The following is a 19,500-nucleotide window of genomic DNA, read 5'->3' as shown; positions in this document are numbered from 1 at the left end:
TATTTCCTGTAGCTTTTACAACAACTAACCTTAACTCAAATACTTAAGCGCCAGAGCGAAAGGCATCATGAGCACACCGATCAAACGGCTAGAAATCATTAAAAATGCCATTGAGCTGGAAGATGACGACATCATCCGGAGCCAGCTGAAACGTCTCAAAGAGGAAGCCTTTGACGATGATCTCCTGTCCATCGTCGCGGCGCTTGAGCAGAAAAACTACACCGCAGCCCTTCGCGCTATCACCGCCTGGCTGCAAAGCCAGCGCGCCGTTACCCCGTGGCGTGACCCACAGCTGGCGGCCAGCAAGCTGGAGCTGAAAGCCCTGGAAGAGCGTCTGCGCGATCTGATTGATCGCCGTAACGCCCGGGTACAGCAGCTAGATGAGTTCAACGATCTCTATTTCTCCCGCCTCGGGCCGTTGATGCAGCAGATCCTCGCCCTGCGTAAAACGCTGGCGGAGCTTAACCTGCGTCGTCAGCAGGCGGAGACGCGTCGTCGGGAAGAGGATTACCGCCGCTGCCAGGACTATATGGCGCAGGCCGTAGAGGTTCTGACAACGCTCACCCGGCGCTGGCGAGATCTGCCTGCGGATTCCGTTCAGGCGGCAGAGGCGCGCAAACATCTTCAGCAGCAAAGCAATCTGATTGCCAACCTGCTGGCCGAAGCAATGGAGCTGGAGACCGGTTTAACGCGTGAAGAAGAGCCGGCACGTCAGGCGCGCGATGAGGCCAACGAAGAGTACAAGAAGTATCGCGAACAGCATCATGATGCCGAAGTTCGCCTGCGTAAAGGCAAGGATCTCTCAGAAGAGGATCGGAACGAGCTGAAGCGGCTCTGGCGTCAGGCGAGCAAGCTATGCCACCCGGATCTGGTTGCCGATGATTTAAAAGAGGAAGCCAACAGGATGATGGTGCAACTCAACCAGGCCAAACAGCGCGGCGACGTGAAGGCCATTCGCTCGCTGGTCGCCCGTCTGCAACAAGGATTCGAACCGATGATGGCAAGCGACAGACTGAACGACCTGGAACGTATTCGTAAAAAGATGGCGCAGGTGCGTGAGCAAATCGACACCCTGGTGAACGAGCTGGCAGAGCTGGAGAAGGAAGAGTCCTGGCTGCTCGTCTCGTCGCTCAGCAATATGGAAGCCTACTTTGCCCAGCAGGAGAAAGCGCTGAAAGAGGTATGCGCCTCGCTCGAACATCAGGTGAGCGAAGCGCAGCTGGATCCCGCTGCCTGATTATTTGGCGTGCCAGTACGCGCTGGCACGCACCAGCTGCGGGTCAATTGCGTCGTTTTCAAACTGACGGCTCAGGCGTTTCACCACCTTCCCCTCCCCGGTCAGCCAGATAAAGTAATCCTCTTCCGGCACGGCCAGCGCGGCAAGATGGTCGGCCACCGCCTGCTCGTTGTGGCCGATAACCCAGGTGATGTTGAACCCGCTCAGGTGCGCCAGATAGTCCTCATACGCCGCATCGCCCACGGTGACAATGGCGTGGATCGCCGGGCGAACAGGCAGTTTTGCGATGCCTTCTAAACGGCGGCGCAGCGCGGGCATCCCCGACTCGTCGCACACGTACAGCTGCCAGGCGTAATCTTCCGGCACCACCAGCGAACCGCGCGGCCCGCCGATGGTCAGCTTGTCGCCCACCTTAGCCTCTACCGCCCAGTTGCTGGCAATGCCGCCATCATGAACGAAGAAATCGAGCGCCAGCTCATGTTTTTCGTCATCGTACAGCGGGGTATAGTCACGTGCCTGCGGACGCGCGCCGTCGCCCCAGTCGATGCCTTCATCGGTCACCACAGGCGGCACGAAAGTGGTGCCCGGTGCCGGGAAAAAGACTTTGGTATGGTCGTCAAAGCCGCGAGAGCTAAAGCCCTCCAGCGCCTCGCCGCCTAGCACAATGCGCTGAAATCCTGCGCTGACTCGCTCAGTGCGCAGCACGTTCAGCTCACGAAAACGCAGGTCATTGCGGACACGTTGAGGGTAACGGGTAGATGCCATGTTGATGCCCTTCTCAGGTGAATACGATATATCGGAATGAATTCTTAATGATAATGATTGCTATTAACTAAGAAATCAAGATTTTTTAGATTGCATCTGAATATATCTTAGATATAGTTTAGATATATCAAATTGAGGGAAAAACATGCGACACGAACACGACGGCGGCGGACGCCGGCCACGATTTTTTGGTCATGGCGATTTGCGGCTGGTGATCCTGGATATCCTGACCCGCAACGCGAGCCATGGTTACGAACTGATCAAAGAGATCGAAAACCTGACGCAGGGACATTACACGCCAAGCCCTGGCGTGATCTATCCGACGCTGGATTACTTGCAGGATCAGGCGTTTATCACCATTACCGAAGAAGAGAACGGCCGTAAGCGGATTGCGATTAACGCCGCCGGAGAACAGTGGCTGGATGACAACCGGGAACAGCTGGAGCAGATCCAGACGCGTATCAAGGCGCGCTCCGTCGGTTTCCAGCTGCGCAAAAACCCGCAGATGAAGCGGGCGCTGGATAACTTCAAAGCGGTACTGGATCTGAAGGTTAATCAGGGAGAGCTCAGCGACGCGCAGTTGAAACAGATTATCGGCGTGATTGACCGCGCGGCGCTGGAGATCTCCCAGCTGGATTAAGCCAGCACGCCGTCGCTCACGCGGAACACGCGGACCAGCTCTTTCAGGTGCATGGCCTGTTCGTTAAGGGATGCCGCCGCCGCAACGGACTCCTCCACCAGCGCGGAGTTCTGCTGGGTGGTGGCGTCTATCAGGCCAATCGCGCTGTTGATCTGCGAGATGCCTTCCGTCTGTTCGTGGCTGGCCTGGCGAATCTCACGCAGGATTACGTCCATCTCCTCTACGTTGCCGACCATGCCGTTGATAAGCCCGCTGGCCTTCTCCACAAGGTTCATGCCGTCCTGCGTCTGGCTTGTGGAGCTTTCAATCAGCTGGCGGATCTCACTCGCAGATGTTGCACTTTTCTGCGCGAGCTGGCGTACCTCGCCCGCCACCACCGCAAAGCCACGACCATGCTCACCCGCGCGCGCCGCTTCGACCGCCGCATTCAGCGCCAGAATATTAGTCTGGAAGGCAATGGCGTCGATCAGGTCGATAATGTCGGACATCCTGTTCGATGTTTCGTTAATCAGGCGCATCTTGCTGGTGACCTGCTTCATCATCTCGCCGTTGTTTTTGACCACGGCAGCCGCATCGGCAGACAGGTTCGTCGCTTCTCCGGTGTGGGACGCGGTGTTCTTCACCGTAGCGGTGATCTGCTCCATCGAGGCGGCCGTTTGTTCAACGGAACTGGCCTGCTCCTCCGTGCGGGCAGCCAGATCCTGGTTGCCCGCGACAATTTGCGCGGCGGCGCTGGAGATGTTTTCCGATCCGGTTTGCACCTGCTGCACAATCTCCAGCAGGCGCGTTTTCATCTCCATCAGTGCGGTGAGTAGCAGTCCGGTTTCATCTTTACCGTGCGAGGTAATGCTGCCGGTGAGATCGCCATCGGCAATGGCCTCCGCAAAATTCACCGCGTCGTTCAGCGGTCGGGTAATGGATCGCACAATGAACCAGCCAGTCAGGCTGGCTGCCGCGACGCTGAAAAGCGTAATCAGGACCAGCAGGAGACGATTGGTGCGGAAATCGCCTTCCACCTGCTCGCCCGCACTCTGCATTTCATGGTCCTGGATCGCAATCAGCGCCTGCACTTTCGCTTTGTAGGACTGTTGCAGATTCAGGGTGTTGGTCATCATTTCGTTTATCGCGCCCGCACGGTCGTTATTCTGCACGGCCTGCAAAATGCGGTAGCGCGAGTCAAGATATTGCTGGCGTACGCCGTGGATATCGGCCAGCACCTGTTGGGATTTTTTATCCTTGAGAGCGTTGTCCAGCTCGCTCAGGATTGCGGAGATGTGCTCGCTGATCGCCTTCAGACGCTGCTCTGATTGCGCCGTGTACGTTCCCTGTTCGTCCAGCAGCATGAGCTGCTGCGTGCTTATAAATTCCTGGAAGTTGTCGATTAACTGGTTCGCTTTTACCGTCGTTGGATAGTCGCTGGTAAGGATGGTTTGCATTCCATTGTTTGCCCGATTCAGGCTCATCAGAGACAAGCTTGCGCTGACGACCATCAGGACAATAAATAATCCAAACGCCAGAAATAATTTCGTGCCGATCTTTACGTCATGTATGAACATATTTACCCCATCGATGTGATTATTTCTCAGACGATCGCTGTTATCGACAGAAAACACGCTAACTTTATGACTTTGATCGTTTTTTTATTTTTCACTCTCAATGAATCTGGATCATAACAATTAAAAACCGGGCGCTTTTTTTAGTTACTTAATATTTCATTAACAACATAACTTATTCTGAAAAACAAAAAAGCCGTTTACCCAGTAGGAATAAACGGCTTTATCGAAGCATGCATTTCTTAATGCAGCACGGTAACCGCATCTTCAAGGCGTCCGGCCCGGTGCTTAACCATCGCGGAAATCTGCGCGCTCTCTTCGACCAGGTCAGCATTTTTCTGCGTAATGCTGTCCAGCTCTGCCACAGCACGGGTCAGCTCTGTCAGGCCTGTCGCCTGCTCTGAGGTGGCGTGACTGATCTGCGCGATGAGCTGCGTGACGTTTTTCACCTGCTCGACAATATCATCCATGGTACGTCCCGCGGCGTGGACCTGCTCGGCGCCCGACTGCACTTTGCTGGCGCTGGCGTCGATCAGCTTGCGAATATCGTTAGCCGCGTTCGCGCTGCGGCTGGCAAGATGACGCACTTCGCCCGCCACCACCGCAAAACCTTTCCCCTGCTCGCCCGCGCGTGCCGCCTCAACCGCGGCGTTCAGCGCCAGAATATTGGTCTGGAAGGCGATGTCATTGATAAGCGAGGTAATAGAGCCAATGCGCTGGGTACTGTCGGCAATGTCATCCATGGTTTTCACCACGGTCTGCATCACGGTGCCCCCCTGCGTGGCCGCGCTGCTGGCGGCCATCGATAGCTTGTCGACTTCGGCTGCGGTCTCAGAGTTACTCTGCACCGACGCCGCCATCTGGTTCATTGTTGCCACGGTCTGCTGCACGTTAGCCACGGTCTGGCGCGTGCGGTCGTTGAGATCTTCATTGCCCTGCGCCAGCCTGTCGCTACCGTCGCGCACGCTCACCACCTGGCTGGAGACGTCGTTGATCAGCCAGCGGCACATCAGCCCCAGCTGTCCGACGGCCCGCAGCGTCAGCCCCAGTTCATCGCTGCGGTTAAGATGCTGCACGCTGTTACGCTCTCCGGTAGCGACCCTGAGCGCCTGCCGTGCGACGTTTTCCACCGGGCGGACAATCTGTTGCTCAAACACCAGGGTGCCAAGCAGCATCACCACGGCCGCCGCCGCCAGCGAAGCCCAGCCCGCGGCACTGGCAACCAGCGTTGCGGCCATCACCGCGAAAAGTACCGCCATTACGCTACGCACGCGCCAGCGCAGCGGCATCGCCGGTAATTTGCCGAGCCAGCCTTTGCGCACCACCAGCCCTTTATGAATGCGTTTTTTGCAGCGTCCTTCGTTGAGCGCCTTATAAAGCGGCTCCACCGCGGCGACCTCGTTCTGCGTGGCGCGGGTACGAATGGACATATAGCCCGTCATCTGGCCGTTACGCACCATTGGTACCGCATTGGCACGTACCCAATAGTGATCGCCATTTTTACGTCGGTTTTTGACAATCCCGCTCCAGGGTTCGCCCTTTTGCAGCGTGTACCACATGTCGGCAAAAGCCGCTTTCGGCATATCCGGATGACGCACAATGTTGTGCGGTTGCCCGAGCAGCTCCTGGAGCGTAAAGCCGCTCACTTGCACAAAAGTGTCGTTAGTGTGGGTCATGTAGCTGTGGAGGTCGGTGGTCGACATAAGCGTGGTGTCATCGTCCAGCGGATATTCATTCTGGGTGACATAGTCAGGAGAGGACATAGTGAGCATCCCTTGCAGGTTATTTGAATGTTAATTTTGTGGCTTATGTTTTTTCGGCGATAAAAAATTTATCTTTAGTTGTTAAATATGATTGAGATCGCAAATCTCGGTTAAACCGCACTTTTCGTACGTTTTTCTAATTAATTGATTTAAAATACTTTCTGCATGAAACTACCTACAAAGCATGATACCCCGGTGCACACTTAAGGCGCATTCCCTGCCCTGGAGCAGTGCAATTGACGACACCCCATCCCCGGCTCGTTATCCCTTATCCCGTGCGGCGCGCAATGGCATGATTAAATATTGTGCAAATTTGATTTCACCTGGCGTTTATCCCGATTTTTGTTAAGGCATCTGAGGTGGCGTAATCCCTGCAATAATTAACTCAGTATCATGTGATACGCGATCCCCGGGAGCATATTTTGAACAGGTTACCTTCCAGCGCCTCGGCTCTTGCCTGTACCGCGCACGCACTGAATCTCATTGAGAAGCGAACGCTTGATCATGAGGAGATGAAACAACTTAACCGTGAGGTCATTGATTACTTTAAGGAGCATGTGAATCCAGGTTTTCTGGAGTATCGCAAATCTGTTACCGCCGGCGGGGATTACGGAGCCGTAGAGTGGCAAGCGGGCAGTCTGAATACGCTTGTCGACACCCAGGGACAGGAGTTTATCGATTGCCTGGGTGGTTTTGGTATTTTCAACGTGGGGCACCGTAATCCAGTTGTGGTTTCCGCCGTACAGAATCAACTTGCGAAACAACCTCTCCATAGCCAGGAACTGCTCGATCCGCTTCGCGCCATGCTCGCGAAAACGCTGGCAGCCTTAACGCCCGGTAAGCTGAAATACAGCTTCTTCAGCAACAGCGGCACCGAATCGGTCGAAGCGGCGATTAAACTCGCCAAAGCGTACCAGTCGCCGCGCGGGAAATTTACCTTTATCGCCACCAGCGGCGCGTTCCACGGGAAATCCCTGGGCGCTCTGTCGGCGACCGCTAAATCTACCTTCCGCAAGCCGTTTATGCCGCTGCTGCCGGGCTTCCGCCACGTGCCGTTTGGCGACATCAACGCCATGCGCATCGTGCTGAGTGAATGCCGTAAAACCGGCGACGACGTGGCGGCGGTGATCCTGGAGCCGATTCAGGGTGAAGGCGGCGTGATCCTCCCGCCGCAGGGCTATCTGCCCGCCGTGCGTCAGCTGTGCGATGAGTTTGGCGCGCTGCTGATCTTCGACGAAGTGCAGACCGGGATGGGGCGCACCGGCAAGATGTTCGCCTGCGAGCACGAGAACGTTCAGCCGGACATTCTGTGCCTGGCGAAAGCGCTCGGTGGCGGCGTGATGCCGATTGGCGCAACGGTCGCCACTGAGGAGGTCTTCTCGGTGCTGTTCGATAACCCGTTCTTACATACCACCACCTTTGGCGGTAACCCGCTGGCCTGTGCGGCGGCGCTGGCCACCATCAACGTGCTGCTGGAGCAAAACCTGCCCGCGCAAGCGGAGCAGAAAGGCGACATGCTGCTGGACGGCTTCCGTCAGTTGGGCCGGGAATATCCGGATCTGGTACAGGATGCGCGCGGGAAAGGGATGCTGATGGCGATTGAGTTCGTTGATAACGAAACCGGTTATAGCTTCGCAAGCGAGATGTTCCGCCAGCGGGTACTGGTGGCGGGAACGCTTAACAACTCGAAAACCATCCGCATTGAGCCACCGTTGACGCTTACCATTGAGCAGTGTGAGCAAGTGCTGAAGGCGGCGCGTAAAGCGCTGGCGGCATTACGTATTGCCGTAACATCCGCCTGAACATTTATTTTTCCTGCCCTTTTAGCAGTATCAGGGCGATATGCAAAGAAATCCCTGGGATACGCCAGGGATTTCTTTATGCAGTCAGACTGAGGAATAATGTGCATAAGTGCAAACACGGTTCATCATATAAATTTAAAATATTTCTTTATGTAATATCAGATTGTAAAAGCAGCCGGATAATAACACCACCGCATTCCCAACGCATGTCCGAATAATGACAGCCGTAACGTCTTGCATTATTAACAAAACCACGATGACATTCATCGCAGACATTAATAAAACCGACCAGCGAATAGAAATGCGGTTCTGACGGCGTGCAATATCATTCAAACAAATAAATTATGAGTTAATTTTATATTTAGTAAAACTAATAAAACATCAACCCATTATCACATTAATATAATATTATTTAATCCGTAGAATCCCCTCATTCATCAGCGCAGTGGCGGATGATATAAAACCAGTAACAACGCCCTGGGTAAAAATAATATATTAATCTAAAAACATATCCTATACCACCGCCTCGAAAAAAGATTCACGTGACATTGTGAATATATTATTTCAATTGACAGCATGATGTTTATCTAAAAAGGATTTGTATGAAAAAGCAAGTTATAGCAATGGCTGTTGCCGGCGCGCTGGCTGGTGGCATGGCAATTAATGCGCAGGCCGATACCGTTACCGTTTCCGGCGGGACCGTCAACTTTGTCGGCCAGGTGGTAAACGCCGCCTGTTCCGTCGCGGCTGACTCCGTAGACCAGACAGTTACCCTGAGCCAGGTGCGTACCGTCAAGCTGACAACGGTCGGCATGCAGGCCAACCAGAAAGAAGATTTTAAAATCGTTCTGGAAGATTGCGACGCCACCGTTAGCCAGAATGCCGCCGTGATCTTTAACGGCCAGCAGGACCCTGCTGTAGAAGGCAGCCTGGCGAACACCGCTGGCGCAGGCTCGGCCAAAAACGTTGCGCTGCAACTGTTCGGGCCGGACGGCCAGGCGCTGAACATTGGCGATACCTCCTCCAACGTAAAGCTGATCAACGGCGAAAACATCATCCCGCTGAGCGTGGATTACGTGGCCACAGGCGCGGCCGAGCCGGGCAACGTCTCCTCCGTCGCAACGTTCCAGATGGTTTATTCCTGATTCGTTAGCCGATCTCGCTTCTTCGCCTGCGGGCGGAGAAGCGTTGTCCGGCAAGCGTTAGAGAGTTCGCAATGCAGCAATCCATAAATCGGGCGCTGCTGATAGCCGGCACTGCGCTTTTTGCCGTATTGCCAGCCGCGGCAAAGGACGATGGAAGCGTGACCTTTCAGGGTCAGGTCGTCAATGCGGCCTGTTCCGTCAGCATGGATTCCCAGGATCAAATCGTGCATATGGGACAGGTACGCAATAGCCAGTTCATCGCCGCCGGTGACTGGGCCAAACCGGTACCCTTCTTCATCACGCTGGAAGCATGCGACACCAGCGTAAGCCAGCGCGCCGGGGTGCTGTTTAGCGGCGAGTCTGACGGCAACGATCCCCAGGTTTTTCGCGCGGGCTATGGGCCTGGCGCCGCCACCGGGATTGGTATCGGTCTATTCGATGCGATGGGGAACCTGGTAAAGCCAGACACCGCGCCCCCCTGGTACAGACCTTTGCAGGACGGTGAAAACCGGCTGAGCTATATCGCCAGGTATCGCGCTACCGAAGATAGCGTCAACGCTGGTACCGCGAACGCGCAGGTCTGGTTCATCGTTTTTTACCAATAACTGACTCACAGGCAAGAAGCCTGACACATGAGAAACTGAGGGAACAATGCGTATCATTACATCACGCTGTAAACTGACTCGTCTGATAGCTGGCGCGCTAACGGCTCTGTTCGCGATGGGGATGGCCGGTTCTGCCAGCGCAGGCGGTATCGCGCTCGGGGGAACCCGGGTGATTTATCCCCAGGGTGATAAGCAGGCTTCATTAGCCATTATTAACTCTTCAACGAATACCACTTTTTTAATTCAGAGCTGGGTGTCCAACGCCGAAGGGGCAAAATCAGCGGATTTTGTCATTACGCCGCCGCTGTTCGTTATCCATCCTAAAAAAGAGAATACCCTGCGTATTATGTACGTGGGCCCCGATCTGCCTGTCGATCGTGAAAGCGTTTTTTATCTGAACAGCAAAGCCATTCCTTCCGTCGAGAAAAATAAGCTTTCCGGTAATACGCTACAAATTGCCACCCAGAGCGTTATTAAACTTTTTATCCGGCCGAAAAAATTGCCGTCGCTCTCTATTGATGCGCCCAAAACATTAACCTGCTCAGTCACCAATGGAAAAGTCACTATTACCAATCCATCGCCTTATTACGTTTCGTTGGTTCAGTTTTTCGTCGGCAACACGCAACTGGCAAATAACATGGTAGCGCCCAAAAATAACCTGGTGGTGGAGATCCCCGGTGGCGGCACTGGCAGCGTGAGGTTTCAGACCGTTAATGACTTTGGTGCCAACACGCCCGTTCAGTCATGCGCGAAATAAGTCGTATACGGCGTTACGTATGACGTTTTGTCATTAAAAGCCTCGCAGGTAAGGGAAGACATGAAGCGTGTTCAGCCACGAAGATTTAACGCGCTCGTCAGAGCGTCGCTAACGCCGCTGGCGTTGACGATTGCGGGACTCCTTTCGTCCATCACCGTGCGCGCGGAGTATTTTTTTAACCCGGCATTTTTGTCGAGCGATCCTTCCGCCGTGGCGGATCTCTCCCGTTTTTCAACAAATGGCCAGGCGCCGGGCGTCTATCGCGTGGATCTCTGGCTGAATGGGACATTTGTCACCACCCGCGATATCAACTTTATCGCCAGAACCGTAACGGACGGAGCCGTACAGGGCGACGACACGGGGCTAATGGCCTGCCTGACGCCCAAAGCGTATGAAAACCTGGGCGTCAACGTTCAGGCATTCCCGGCGCTGGCCGCCGCGAAAGCCGACAGTTGCGTGGACATTGCCGCCATTATTCCGGCCGCTGCCACTCTCTTTAATTTCGAACAGCAGCGTCTGGAAATCAGCATTCCGCAGGCCGCATTACGCAACAACGCGCGCGGCTATATCCCGCCAGAGCAGTGGGATGAAGGTATTAACGCTCTGCTGCTGAACTATAACTTTAGCGGCTCATACAGCCGCGATCGCAGCGAAAACGGCACAACCCACAAAAGCTATTTCCTCGGCCTGAACAGCGGGGTGAATCTTGGTGCGTGGCGTCTGCGGGACTACTCGACGTGGAACTACTATAACAGCGACGAGAACCGCCATAGCGAATGGGAACATATCAACACCTATCTTGAGCGGACGGTGATTCCGCTAAAGGGCAGACTGACGGTGGGCGATAGCTATACCTCGTCGGAAATTTTCGACAGCCTTCCCTTTCGCGGCGCGCAGATCGCCTCGGACGACAACATGCTGCCAGACAGCATGAAAGGCTTTGCGCCCACCATTCGCGGAATTGCCAAAAGCAACGCGCAGGTCACCATCAAGCAGAACGGCTATAGTCTTTACCAGAGCTACGTTCCGCCCGGCGCCTTCGCCATTAACGATCTCTTCCCAACCTCCTCCAGCGGCGACCTCACGGTAGAAGTGAAGGAGACGGACGGCAGTATCTCCCGCTATTCCGTTCCTTACTCCGCCGTACCGCTCCTCCAGCGCGAAGGGCGGGTGAAGTATGCCCTGACGGCGGCACAGTACCGCAGCAATAACGGTCAGCAGGACGAGGTGAATTTTGCCCAGGGCACGCTGATTTGGGGGCTACCGCAGGGCGTAACCGTCTATGGCGGCTCACAGCTTTCCGGCGATTATCACGCGCTGGCTCTTGGCGCTGGCCTCAATATGGGCAACTTTGGCGCCATCTCTCTCGACGTTACCCACGCGCGCAGTACGCTGGCCGACGACACCAGCCATACGGGGCAGTCTCTTCGTTTCCTGTATGCCAAATCCCTCAACAAGATGGGTACGAACTTCCAGCTGCTGGGCTACCGCTACTCCACGTCCGGGTTCTATAACCTGGATGAGACAACCTACACACATATGCAGGGCTATACGGGCGATGCGGAGCAGGATGACGCGAATGAGGCCACGAACTGGCTGGACTACTACAACCTCAACTGGACTAAACGCGGCAAGCTTCAATTCAATATTTCGCAGCAGCTAGGCGGGCTCGGCTCGCTGTTCGTGACCGGAAGCCAGCAGAGCTACTGGCACACGGACGACAAAAACACGCTCGTCCAGGTGGGATACAGCGGTACCTGGGCCGGGATCTCATACAGCCTGACCTACAACTACAACAAATCGCCGGGCATGTCGGATAGCGATGAGATTTATGCGATTAACCTTTCCTTCCCGCTTAGCCAGTGGCTTTCACCTGCCAATGACGTCAGTCAGAAGCGGAACTACGCCTATGCCACCTACGGCATGAGCGCCAATAAACATGGAGAAACATCTCAGAACGCGGGGATTAACGGCACGCTGCTGGCGGAGAACAACCTTAACTACAGCGTGCAGGAAGGTTATGCCAGCCAGGGGGCTGGCTCGCAAGGTTCCGCCAGTCTGGAATACGATGCCGCCTACGGCAACGCCAGCCTGGGCTACAACTACAGCGATAACGGCGATTATCGGGAAGTGACCTACGGCCTGAGCGGAGGCGTGGTAGCCCACCGCAACGGCATCACCTTAAGCCAGCCACTGGGTGATACCAACGTGCTGATTGCCGTACCGGGCGCAGCGGACGTCAGCGTCGAGAATGAACCCGGTATCCATACCGACGGACGCGGCTATGCGGTGGTGCCTTACGCCTCGGCCTACCATCTGAACAGGATGGCGCTGGACATTAACTCCCTCTCAGACGCCATGGATATCGATGATGCCGTCACCAGCGTGGTGCCGACCCACGGCGCCATCGTGCGCGCCACGTTTAACGCCCGCCTGGGCGCACGCGCGCTGGTAACGCTGCGCTACCACGGCAAGCCGGTGCCGTTTGGCGCCATGGTTTCCCGCGACGATAACGGCAGCGACACCATCGTAGGCGAAGAAGGCGAAACCTACCTCTCCGGCCTGAGCCAAAAGGGAGTGTTGAAAGCGCAATGGGGAGAAGGGGCGGATAAGCGCTGTACGGCCAACTACCACTTACCTGAAAGCAAACAGCCGCTGCTGCGGATCACCATGGAGTGTTCATAAATGAAATTAAGGATGATGCTTCTCTCTGCCGCTGGGCTACTTTTTTCGCTGAGCAGCCTGGCCGCAACGTGCAAAAACGCTAACGGCGGAATTTCCATGGTGAATTACGATCTGACCACCACGCTCACCACGGATCAAAACATCAAGGGCAACGGTACAGAGCTGAACCGAACCCAGGATATCCACGTCAACGCCACCTGTCCCCCAGGCAACTGGGAGAAGCGCACCTATCGTACCTATATCTCACCTTTCCCCGTGGTCAAAACGGAAGGCGAGTGGAAATATTTACAGCTTGATCCGGATTATATTATCGGTGCGATGAAAATCCATGATGCCACCATCGGCGATTTTTATCCGCCGGTGGAGTATGTCCACATGGGGGGGGCACGAAGAGGTGGATACGGGCGGCGTCTTCCCGGTGAACGACAGCAATCTGACCTTCAAAATACAGATTGTCAGGCCGTTCATCGGCTCGGTCGTGATCCCGCCGAAACTGATGTTTAACGTCTATGTCACCACGACGGAAAATGACCGGCCCACCGTAATCGTTTATCAGATCACCTACAGCGGCGTAATAACCGTCCCGCAAAACTGCGTGATTAACGCCGGGCAAACCGTCACCGTCGATTTTGGGGCACTCTACCACGGCGATTTCACCCAGGCCGGACAGCGACCCGACAGCGTAGCGCCAAAAACCTTTACCGTGCCGATCGAATGCAACGCTGATGTCAACTCACCGGCGCAGCTTACCCTGCGGGTACAGGGGACGGCAGACGCTCGTTTCGCCAACGCGCTGGCGACGGATAACCCGGACGTGGCCGTCATCGTGACCAGCCCGCAGGGCGAGATCCTGCGGCCAAACGTGTTCTCAAGCAGCGTCCCCTTTACCACGGATACGTCAGGACGCGCGGACGTGACGCTGCAAGCCTACCCCATCAGCACCACCGGGCAGTCGCCAGAGCTGGGCGTCTTCAGGGCGCTGGCGCTGTTACGCATTGATTTCGCCTGAGGAAGCGTAATGACCATTTCATGGAAAAACACCGTATGGCTGAGCGTGGCCCTGTTAAACCCGCCGCTGGTGAAGGCTGACGACACAAGCTTTAACGTGCAGTTTATCGGCACCATCGTTGGGGAATCCTGTAACGTCGATACTAACAGCGCAGAGCAAACGATCGACCTGGGTGAATTTACGACAGAGGAATTTCCGCGCGTGGGCGCCACGACACCGGAAAAGCAGTTTGCCATCACGCTCAAAAACTGCACCCGCGCAATCGGCGGCACGACCGTCTGGTTTACCGGCGACGCGGACGCCAACGATCCCACGCTGCTTGCCTTATCAGATACGGGAAAAGGGACGCAGCACATGATGGCGACCGGACTGGCAGTCGAGCTGCTCGACAGCGCGCGGGCGTCTGTCCCGATCAATAATACCGAGTCGCCGCTATATCCCCTGCTGCCGGGCGATAACACGCTGACCTTCTTCCTGCGCTATAAATCTACGCTGCCGACGGTCACCACCGGCAACGCCACCGCCGTGATGTATTTCGATCTGCTTTACCAGTAAGGAGACAGAATGACGATCCTGAACAGGTTATTTATCTGTTGCGCGCTGCTGTTGTCAGGCAAGACGCTCGCCCATGACGGCACGGTCTATATTACCGGCGTGGTGAAAGGCAAAACCTGTATTGTCTCCCCCGGCTCGGAACAGCTGGTAGTGGAGATGCATGATGTGGCGGCCCGCCAGCTGGCCGGGCAAAAAAACGAAACGCCCTATGAGCCGTTCACTATTAACCTTGAAGCCTGCGGCGCCGGGTTATCCGCCGTCAGCACCCATTTTGAAGGCACGCCGGACGGTAACAATAGCGATCTGCTGGCCCTGACCGGCGGGCCGGACTATGCAACCGGCGTGGCTATCGGCCTCTATAATCCTGATAAATCGCTGATCGCCATGGGGGATGAAAGCCTGCCGTTCGCGCTAAGCAATGACCAGACCACCCTGGCGCTGCATTTTTACGCCCGCTACCTCGCCGTGACGAACGCCGTTACGCCGGGGGTGGCTAACGCTGCCGCCACCTTTGTGCTGACCTATGCGTGAGGCCAGCCTGCTGAAAAAAGCGGGGATAGCCCTGCTGACCGCCGCGTCTTTCTGGCTCTTGCCTGCTCAGGCCGGGGTGGTGATTGGCGGCACGCGGTTTGTTTATCCTCAGGATCAGCGCGCTATCAGCGTCACCGTGCGCAATAAGTCCTCGCTGCCGTATCTGATTGGCACAAAAATTTATCGCGGCGGCCGATGGCCGGGGGCGCAGCAGCCCCCCGAAGCGGCCACCGCGTGGTTTACCGCGACGCCGCCACTTTTTGCACTCCAGCCCGGACGTGAGAATAAGATCCGTCTGTTTCGCGCCGATGCGCCGCTTCCTGCCGATCGCGAAACGCTTTTCACGCTAAGCATTGCCTCCATTCCGGCCAGCCAGCGTCACAGCGATAACGTTCAGATGGCGGTACGTTCCAGCATGAAGTTTATCTATCGCCCGGAGGGGCTTCAGGGCGAACCGGCGCTGGCCTATCGTCAGCTACGCTGGCAGCTGACCGCCGACGGGCTGACGGTTGAAAACCCGTCGCCTTATTACGTCACGCTGTATCAGCTTTCCGTTAACGGAACGCGGGTGGATAACGCCGGCGTTGTCGCCCCTCTGAGCCAGCGACAAACGGACTGGTGTAAAGGGACTGCCAGGTGCCAGCTCACCTGGCAGTCGCTGAGCGACGAGGGGCGGATATTGCCCTCGATCGCCCGCACGGTGAAATAATTGCTCGCGGGGGTATCCTGGCAGCGGACCGACACTAGCGGTGAAACTCCGCTACCGTCATGGTAAAGCGCAGCACTTTTTCTCCCTCATTGGCATAGCCGTGCGCCGCTTCCGTTTTCGCTACCGCCGACGCGCCAGCATTAACCTGTACCACCGTCTCGTCCACCGTCAGGGTTAATACGCCTTCGTTCACGTGCAGCAGCTCAAACGTTCCCGCCGGATGTCCCGGAGAGGTGAAAGTCTCTCCCGGATGCATCTCCCACTGCCACAGCTCAATCATGTCGGGGCCTGCGGTGCCTGCCAGCAATCTGGCATAACCGCCCTGTGCGCCCTGCCACAGAACCGGGATCGCCTCTTCCTGAATAATGTGTATCTGCGGCTCGCTGGAGACGTTAACGATGTCTGCCACCGAGACGCCAAGCGCGGCGGCCAGTTTGCACAGAATGGCAATGCTGGGGTTGGCAGCCCCTTTTTCGATCTCCACCAGCATGCCTTTGCTGACGCTGGCGCGGCGGGAAAGCTCGTCCAGCGACAGCTTTTTCTCTTTCCGCCAGCTGCGGATACGGTTCGCCACGGCCAGGCTTACCTGGGCAACATCGGCGCCCGCATCGGTCATTATATTGACTTTATCAGTCATTGGTCACTACCATGGTATAAAACAGTCAATACAGGATTATTTATGTCTCTTCTAACACCGTCAATAGATTCGCGACTTGTCGGGATCGCGCCCGGCTTTCGGGCACTGAGCATTCTGGTTGAAGCTGCCCCGATTACCCAACCGGAGGTTGCGCCCGCTGCGCTGGCGCAGGCCTGCCAGCAGATGCTCAATGATGATGTGCCCTGGGCAGAAAATCATCTCGCCGCCTGGGATGAGGTGTTTAAAGCCTTTGGTGCAAAACCCAAACGTACGCCCTGCTCGGCCTCGGCCCTGCGCAAGCGCGTGATGAGAGACGGTTCGCTGCCGCCGCTCGACCCGGTGGTGGATGTCTATAATGCCATCAGTATCCGCTACGCTATTCCGGTAGGGGGAGAAAATCTGGCGGCTTACTCGGGAGCGCCGCGCCTGACGCTGGCCGACGGCAGCGAGCCGTTTGATACCTTTAAAGAAGGTGAGCCGGTTGTAGAAAATCCGGAGCCAGGCGAAGTTATCTGGCGTGACGATCTCGGCGTCACCTGCCGCCGCTGGAACTGGCGACAGGGGGTACGCACGCGTCTGGACAGCCAGGCGCAATCCATGTGGTTTATTCTCGAAAGCCTGCCGTCGATGCCGCTGGCGGCATTACAGGAAGCTGGCGATGAGCTGGTGAGCAATCTGCAAAAGCTGATGCCGGGCGCGACGGCGCGTATTCAGTTGCTGGAGCTGGCGTGAACAACGCCGGGTGGCGCTTCGCTTACCCGGCCTACAAATACTGCATATGTAGGCCCGGTAAGCGCAGCGCCACCGGGCAAACATCGCACCATCCCCCGTAGGCCCGGTAAGCGCAGCGCCACCGGGCAAACACCGCACCATCCCCCGTAGGCCCGGTAAGCGCAGCGCCACCGGGCAAAGCCGCTACTCCGGCAACAACCCCACAAAACAGCGTTTTTTGCGCGGCTCTGACATCAGCTCTTCAAGCTTATCCACGCACGCCAGATAGTGTGGCGTTTGCTTATGCGCCAGCACCGCCGCTTCGTCCTTATAGGCTTCGTAGATAAAGAAGCGGGTTTTCACCCGCGGGTCCTGCAAGACATCAAAGCGCAGGTTTCCCGGCTCCTTGATGGCCCCCTCGTGGTTGGCGCGAAATACCTCCAGAAACTCGTCCACCCGCTCGGGTTTAATATTAATCTCCACCAGCGTCACGTTCATTTTGCTTCTCCCTGTTTCTCTTCCTGCCAGAACTGGAACGCCTCCCGGGCGCTCATGTTCTCGTGAACGACTTTCTTCACCGCCTTCAGCATGGCGAGTGGCGCGCTGGACTGGAAGATATTCCGTCCCATGTCCACGCCGGACGCGCCCTGGTCAATCGCCCGCCAGCACATCTCCAGCGCCTCGTGCTCTGGCAGTTTTTTGCCCCCGGCGATGACGATCGGCACCGGGCAGCTGGCGGTCACTTTTTCAAAGCCCTCGTCCACGTAGTAGGTTTTGACGAACTGCGCTCCCATTTCGGCGGCGATGCGGCTGGCAAGCGAGAAATAGCGCGCGTCACGCGCCATCTCTTTCCCCACGCCCGTCACCGCCAGCGTCGGCATGCCGTAGCGCGCCCCCGCATCCACCAGCTTGATGATGTTGTTGATCGACTGATGCTCAAACGGGCTTCCGATATACACCTGCGCCGCCACCGCGCAGACGTTCAGGCGCAGCGCGTCCTCCATCGCCACCGCCACGCACTCGTTGGACAGCTCGCCCAGAATCGAGTTACCGCCGGAGGCGCGCAGCACCACCGGTTTGTTCGTGGCGGCTGGCACCTGGCTCCTGAGGATGCCGCGGGTGCACATCAGCACGTCGGTTTCACCAAACAGCGGCGCGATGGAGAGATCGATACGCTCAAGGCCGGTGGTCGGCCCCTGAAAGTAGCCGTGGTCAAAGGCCAGCATCACCGTGCGGTTGCTCTGTGGGTTGAAGATGCGCGCAAGCCTCGACTGCATTCCCCAGTCCAGCGAGCCGCAGCCCTTCAGGGTGTACGGCACATTCTGCTGCGGCGTGCCGATGCCAAAATCCTTGCCGTCTTTGATGTCATCTAAATCAGCCATTTGCTCCCCCGTCAGAAATCGTATTTGTTGATGTTCTCTTTGGTGAACACCACCCGCTCCGGCAGCAGCACGATGCCGTTGCCCTTCGCCTCATACTGGTAGCCCTGCACGCTGTTCGGCTCGACCTTCAGCGTCCCGATATCTTTCACGTCGACGCTGTCGCCAGGGTTAAGATCGCCTTTTTTCAGTAAACGATCGGCGACATTGACCGCAATTTTGCCCTGTTGCACCACATCCCACAGGCCGAAGGCTTTCACCGTGCCGCGCTCAACGTACGGGCGCATCACGTTCGGCGTGCTGAAGCCGACAATCGCCACCCCTTCCCGTTTCAGGTTTTCCGCCGCCTGTGCCGCGGCTGGCAGGGCGTTGGCGTCCGGGGCGATGATCGCATCCAGATCCGGATAGGCTTTTAAGATCCCTTCGGCGGTTTGCAGGGATTTGGTGGCGTCGTTATAACCAAACTGGGTGGTGACGATCTGCCATTGGGGATGATCTTTCTCGATTTTTGCCTTCGCCTCTTTCACCCACTGGTTCTGGTCGGTAACGGTCGGGCTGGAGTAGAAGAACGCCACTTTCGCGTTCGGTTTGGTGACCTGCTTGCCTGCCATCTCCACCAGCAGGCCGCCGAGCTGTTCCGGCGTGCCCTGGTTGATATAGATGCTGCGGCATTCCGGTTTGGTGTCGGAGTCCCAGGTCAGGACCTTCACGCCACGCTGCATCGCGCGCTTCAGCGCCGGGCAGAGACCGTCCGGCGACACGGCAGAGACGATGATGGCGTTATAACCCTGGTTGACGAAGTTATTGATGAGCTGCACCTGGCCGGAGACGCTCGGCTCGGTCGGGCCGTCGTAGGTGACGTCCACGCCAAGATCTTTCCCCGCCTCTTTCGCGCCGTTGCCGCCGCTGGTGAAGAATCCCACGCCTACCAGTTTCGGGATAAAGGCAATGCGGTCCGCCGCCTGCGCCGAAGCGAAGCTGAGGGCCATTGCCAGGACGAATAGTTTTGTTTTCATC

General features: G+C 56.5%; 18 protein-coding genes and 1 pseudogene. 12 read left to right on the top strand and 7 right to left on the bottom strand.

All coding sequences use genetic code 11. The features are described 5' to 3' along the window. Positions 1–67 precede the first annotated feature (67 nt). Positions 68–1,237 carry a coiled-coil domain-containing protein gene (locus SK62_RS02505; protein WP_023295466.1) on the top strand — a complete coding sequence of 390 codons (1,170 nt, stop codon included), beginning with the start codon at positions 68–70 and terminating at the stop codon, positions 1,235–1,237. On the opposite strand, the gene SK62_RS02500 is transcribed toward SK62_RS02505, so the two are convergent. Continuing rightward, on the bottom strand, positions 1,238–2,002 hold the full coding sequence (locus SK62_RS02500; protein WP_015571916.1) for a siderophore-interacting protein: 765 nt from the start codon (positions 2,000–2,002) through the stop codon (positions 1,238–1,240). Positions 2,003–2,147: 145 nt separating this feature from the next. Between SK62_RS02500 and SK62_RS02495 the strand changes: the two genes are divergently transcribed. Next, entirely contained in the window at positions 2,148–2,642 is a 495-nt protein-coding gene (locus SK62_RS02495; RefSeq protein ID WP_047719100.1) for a PadR family transcriptional regulator, read from the top strand. Here SK62_RS02495 and SK62_RS02490 read toward each other — a convergent pair. Then, complete coding sequence (locus SK62_RS02490) at positions 2,639–4,198, bottom strand: methyl-accepting chemotaxis protein (protein ID WP_045141804.1); 1,560 nt, start codon at positions 4,196–4,198, stop codon at positions 2,639–2,641. The genes SK62_RS02495 and SK62_RS02490 overlap by 4 nt on opposite strands. Positions 4,199–4,437: 239 nt before the next feature. Further along, the gene (locus SK62_RS02485) at positions 4,438–5,958 is read right to left on the bottom strand and encodes a methyl-accepting chemotaxis protein (RefSeq protein WP_047719102.1); all 1,521 of its coding nucleotides are present in this window, start codon (positions 5,956–5,958) and stop codon (positions 4,438–4,440) included. A 422-nt stretch (positions 5,959–6,380) separates the two neighbouring features. Between SK62_RS02485 and ygjG the strand changes: the two genes are divergently transcribed. From ygjG to SK62_RS02440, 9 genes and pseudogenes are all read left to right on the top strand, one after another. Next, positions 6,381–7,760: a putrescine aminotransferase gene (ygjG, locus tag SK62_RS02480; protein ID WP_020480128.1), complete on the top strand. Its 1,380-nt coding sequence runs from the start codon at positions 6,381–6,383 to the stop codon at positions 7,758–7,760. A 602-nt stretch (positions 7,761–8,362) separates the two neighbouring features. Next, entirely contained in the window at positions 8,363–8,905 is a 543-nt protein-coding gene (locus tag SK62_RS02475; RefSeq protein ID WP_017382405.1) for a fimbrial protein BcfA, read from the top strand. Between the two features lie 71 nt (positions 8,906–8,976). After that, positions 8,977–9,510: a fimbrial protein gene (locus tag SK62_RS02470; RefSeq protein WP_017382406.1), complete on the top strand. Its 534-nt coding sequence runs from the start codon at positions 8,977–8,979 to the stop codon at positions 9,508–9,510. Positions 9,511–9,556: 46 nt separating this feature from the next. Then, the gene (locus SK62_RS02465) at positions 9,557–10,267 is read left to right on the top strand and encodes a fimbria/pilus periplasmic chaperone (protein ID WP_017382407.1); all 711 of its coding nucleotides are present in this window, start codon (positions 9,557–9,559) and stop codon (positions 10,265–10,267) included. A 60-nt stretch (positions 10,268–10,327) separates the two neighbouring features. After that, the gene (locus tag SK62_RS02460; RefSeq protein WP_047719104.1) at positions 10,328–12,952 is read left to right on the top strand and encodes a fimbrial biogenesis usher protein; all 2,625 of its coding nucleotides are present in this window, start codon (positions 10,328–10,330) and stop codon (positions 12,950–12,952) included. After that, positions 12,953–13,961: pseudogene (locus tag SK62_RS02455) on the top strand (fimbrial protein). 9 nt (positions 13,962–13,970) lie between these two features. Then, positions 13,971–14,516: a fimbrial protein gene (locus SK62_RS02450; protein ID WP_015571924.1), complete on the top strand. Its 546-nt coding sequence runs from the start codon at positions 13,971–13,973 to the stop codon at positions 14,514–14,516. A gap of 9 nt (positions 14,517–14,525) precedes the next feature. Beyond that, positions 14,526–15,047, top strand: a complete 522-nt coding sequence (locus tag SK62_RS02445; protein ID WP_017692635.1) for a fimbrial protein — start codon at positions 14,526–14,528, stop codon at positions 15,045–15,047. Next, on the top strand, positions 15,040–15,756 hold the full coding sequence (locus SK62_RS02440; protein WP_023295473.1) for a fimbria/pilus periplasmic chaperone: 717 nt from the start codon (positions 15,040–15,042) through the stop codon (positions 15,754–15,756). Before SK62_RS02445 ends, SK62_RS02440 begins: the two co-directional genes overlap by 8 nt. A 34-nt stretch (positions 15,757–15,790) precedes the next feature. Here the strand turns inward: SK62_RS02440 and SK62_RS02435 are convergent, their stop codons facing one another. Further along, positions 15,791–16,393, bottom strand: a complete 603-nt coding sequence (locus SK62_RS02435; protein WP_023295474.1) for a helix-turn-helix domain-containing protein — start codon at positions 16,391–16,393, stop codon at positions 15,791–15,793. 42 nt (positions 16,394–16,435) lie between these two features. Here SK62_RS02435 and SK62_RS02430 point away from each other — a divergent pair, with 42 nt between their 5' ends. After that, complete coding sequence (locus SK62_RS02430) at positions 16,436–17,125, top strand: B3/B4 domain-containing protein (protein WP_017382414.1); 690 nt, start codon at positions 16,436–16,438, stop codon at positions 17,123–17,125. Between the two features lie 183 nt (positions 17,126–17,308). Here SK62_RS02430 and lsrG read toward each other — a convergent pair whose 3' ends face one another. Genes lsrG through lsrB form a run of 3 tightly spaced genes read right to left on the bottom strand, consistent with a single transcriptional unit; the run spans position 17,309 to position 19,499 of the window. Continuing rightward, positions 17,309–17,602, bottom strand: a complete 294-nt coding sequence (gene lsrG / locus SK62_RS02425) for a (4S)-4-hydroxy-5-phosphonooxypentane-2,3-dione isomerase (RefSeq protein ID WP_023295476.1) — start codon at positions 17,600–17,602, stop codon at positions 17,309–17,311. After that, entirely contained in the window at positions 17,599–18,486 is an 888-nt protein-coding gene (gene lsrF, locus SK62_RS02420) for a 3-hydroxy-5-phosphonooxypentane-2,4-dione thiolase (RefSeq protein ID WP_017694299.1), read from the bottom strand. Before lsrF ends, lsrG begins: the two co-directional genes overlap by 4 nt. Before the next feature lie 11 nt (positions 18,487–18,497). Continuing rightward, a complete protein-coding gene (gene lsrB / locus SK62_RS02415; RefSeq protein WP_015571929.1) occupies positions 18,498–19,499 on the bottom strand; it encodes an autoinducer 2 ABC transporter substrate-binding protein LsrB in 1,002 nt (333 codons plus the stop codon). Position 19,500: the final 1 nt, after the last annotated feature.

The organism is Enterobacter sp. BIDMC109, from assembly GCF_001037885.1.
GTDB lineage: Bacteria > Pseudomonadota > Gammaproteobacteria > Enterobacterales > Enterobacteriaceae > Enterobacter > Enterobacter hormaechei_C.
This window is presented reverse-complemented; position numbering and strand designations above follow the sequence as displayed.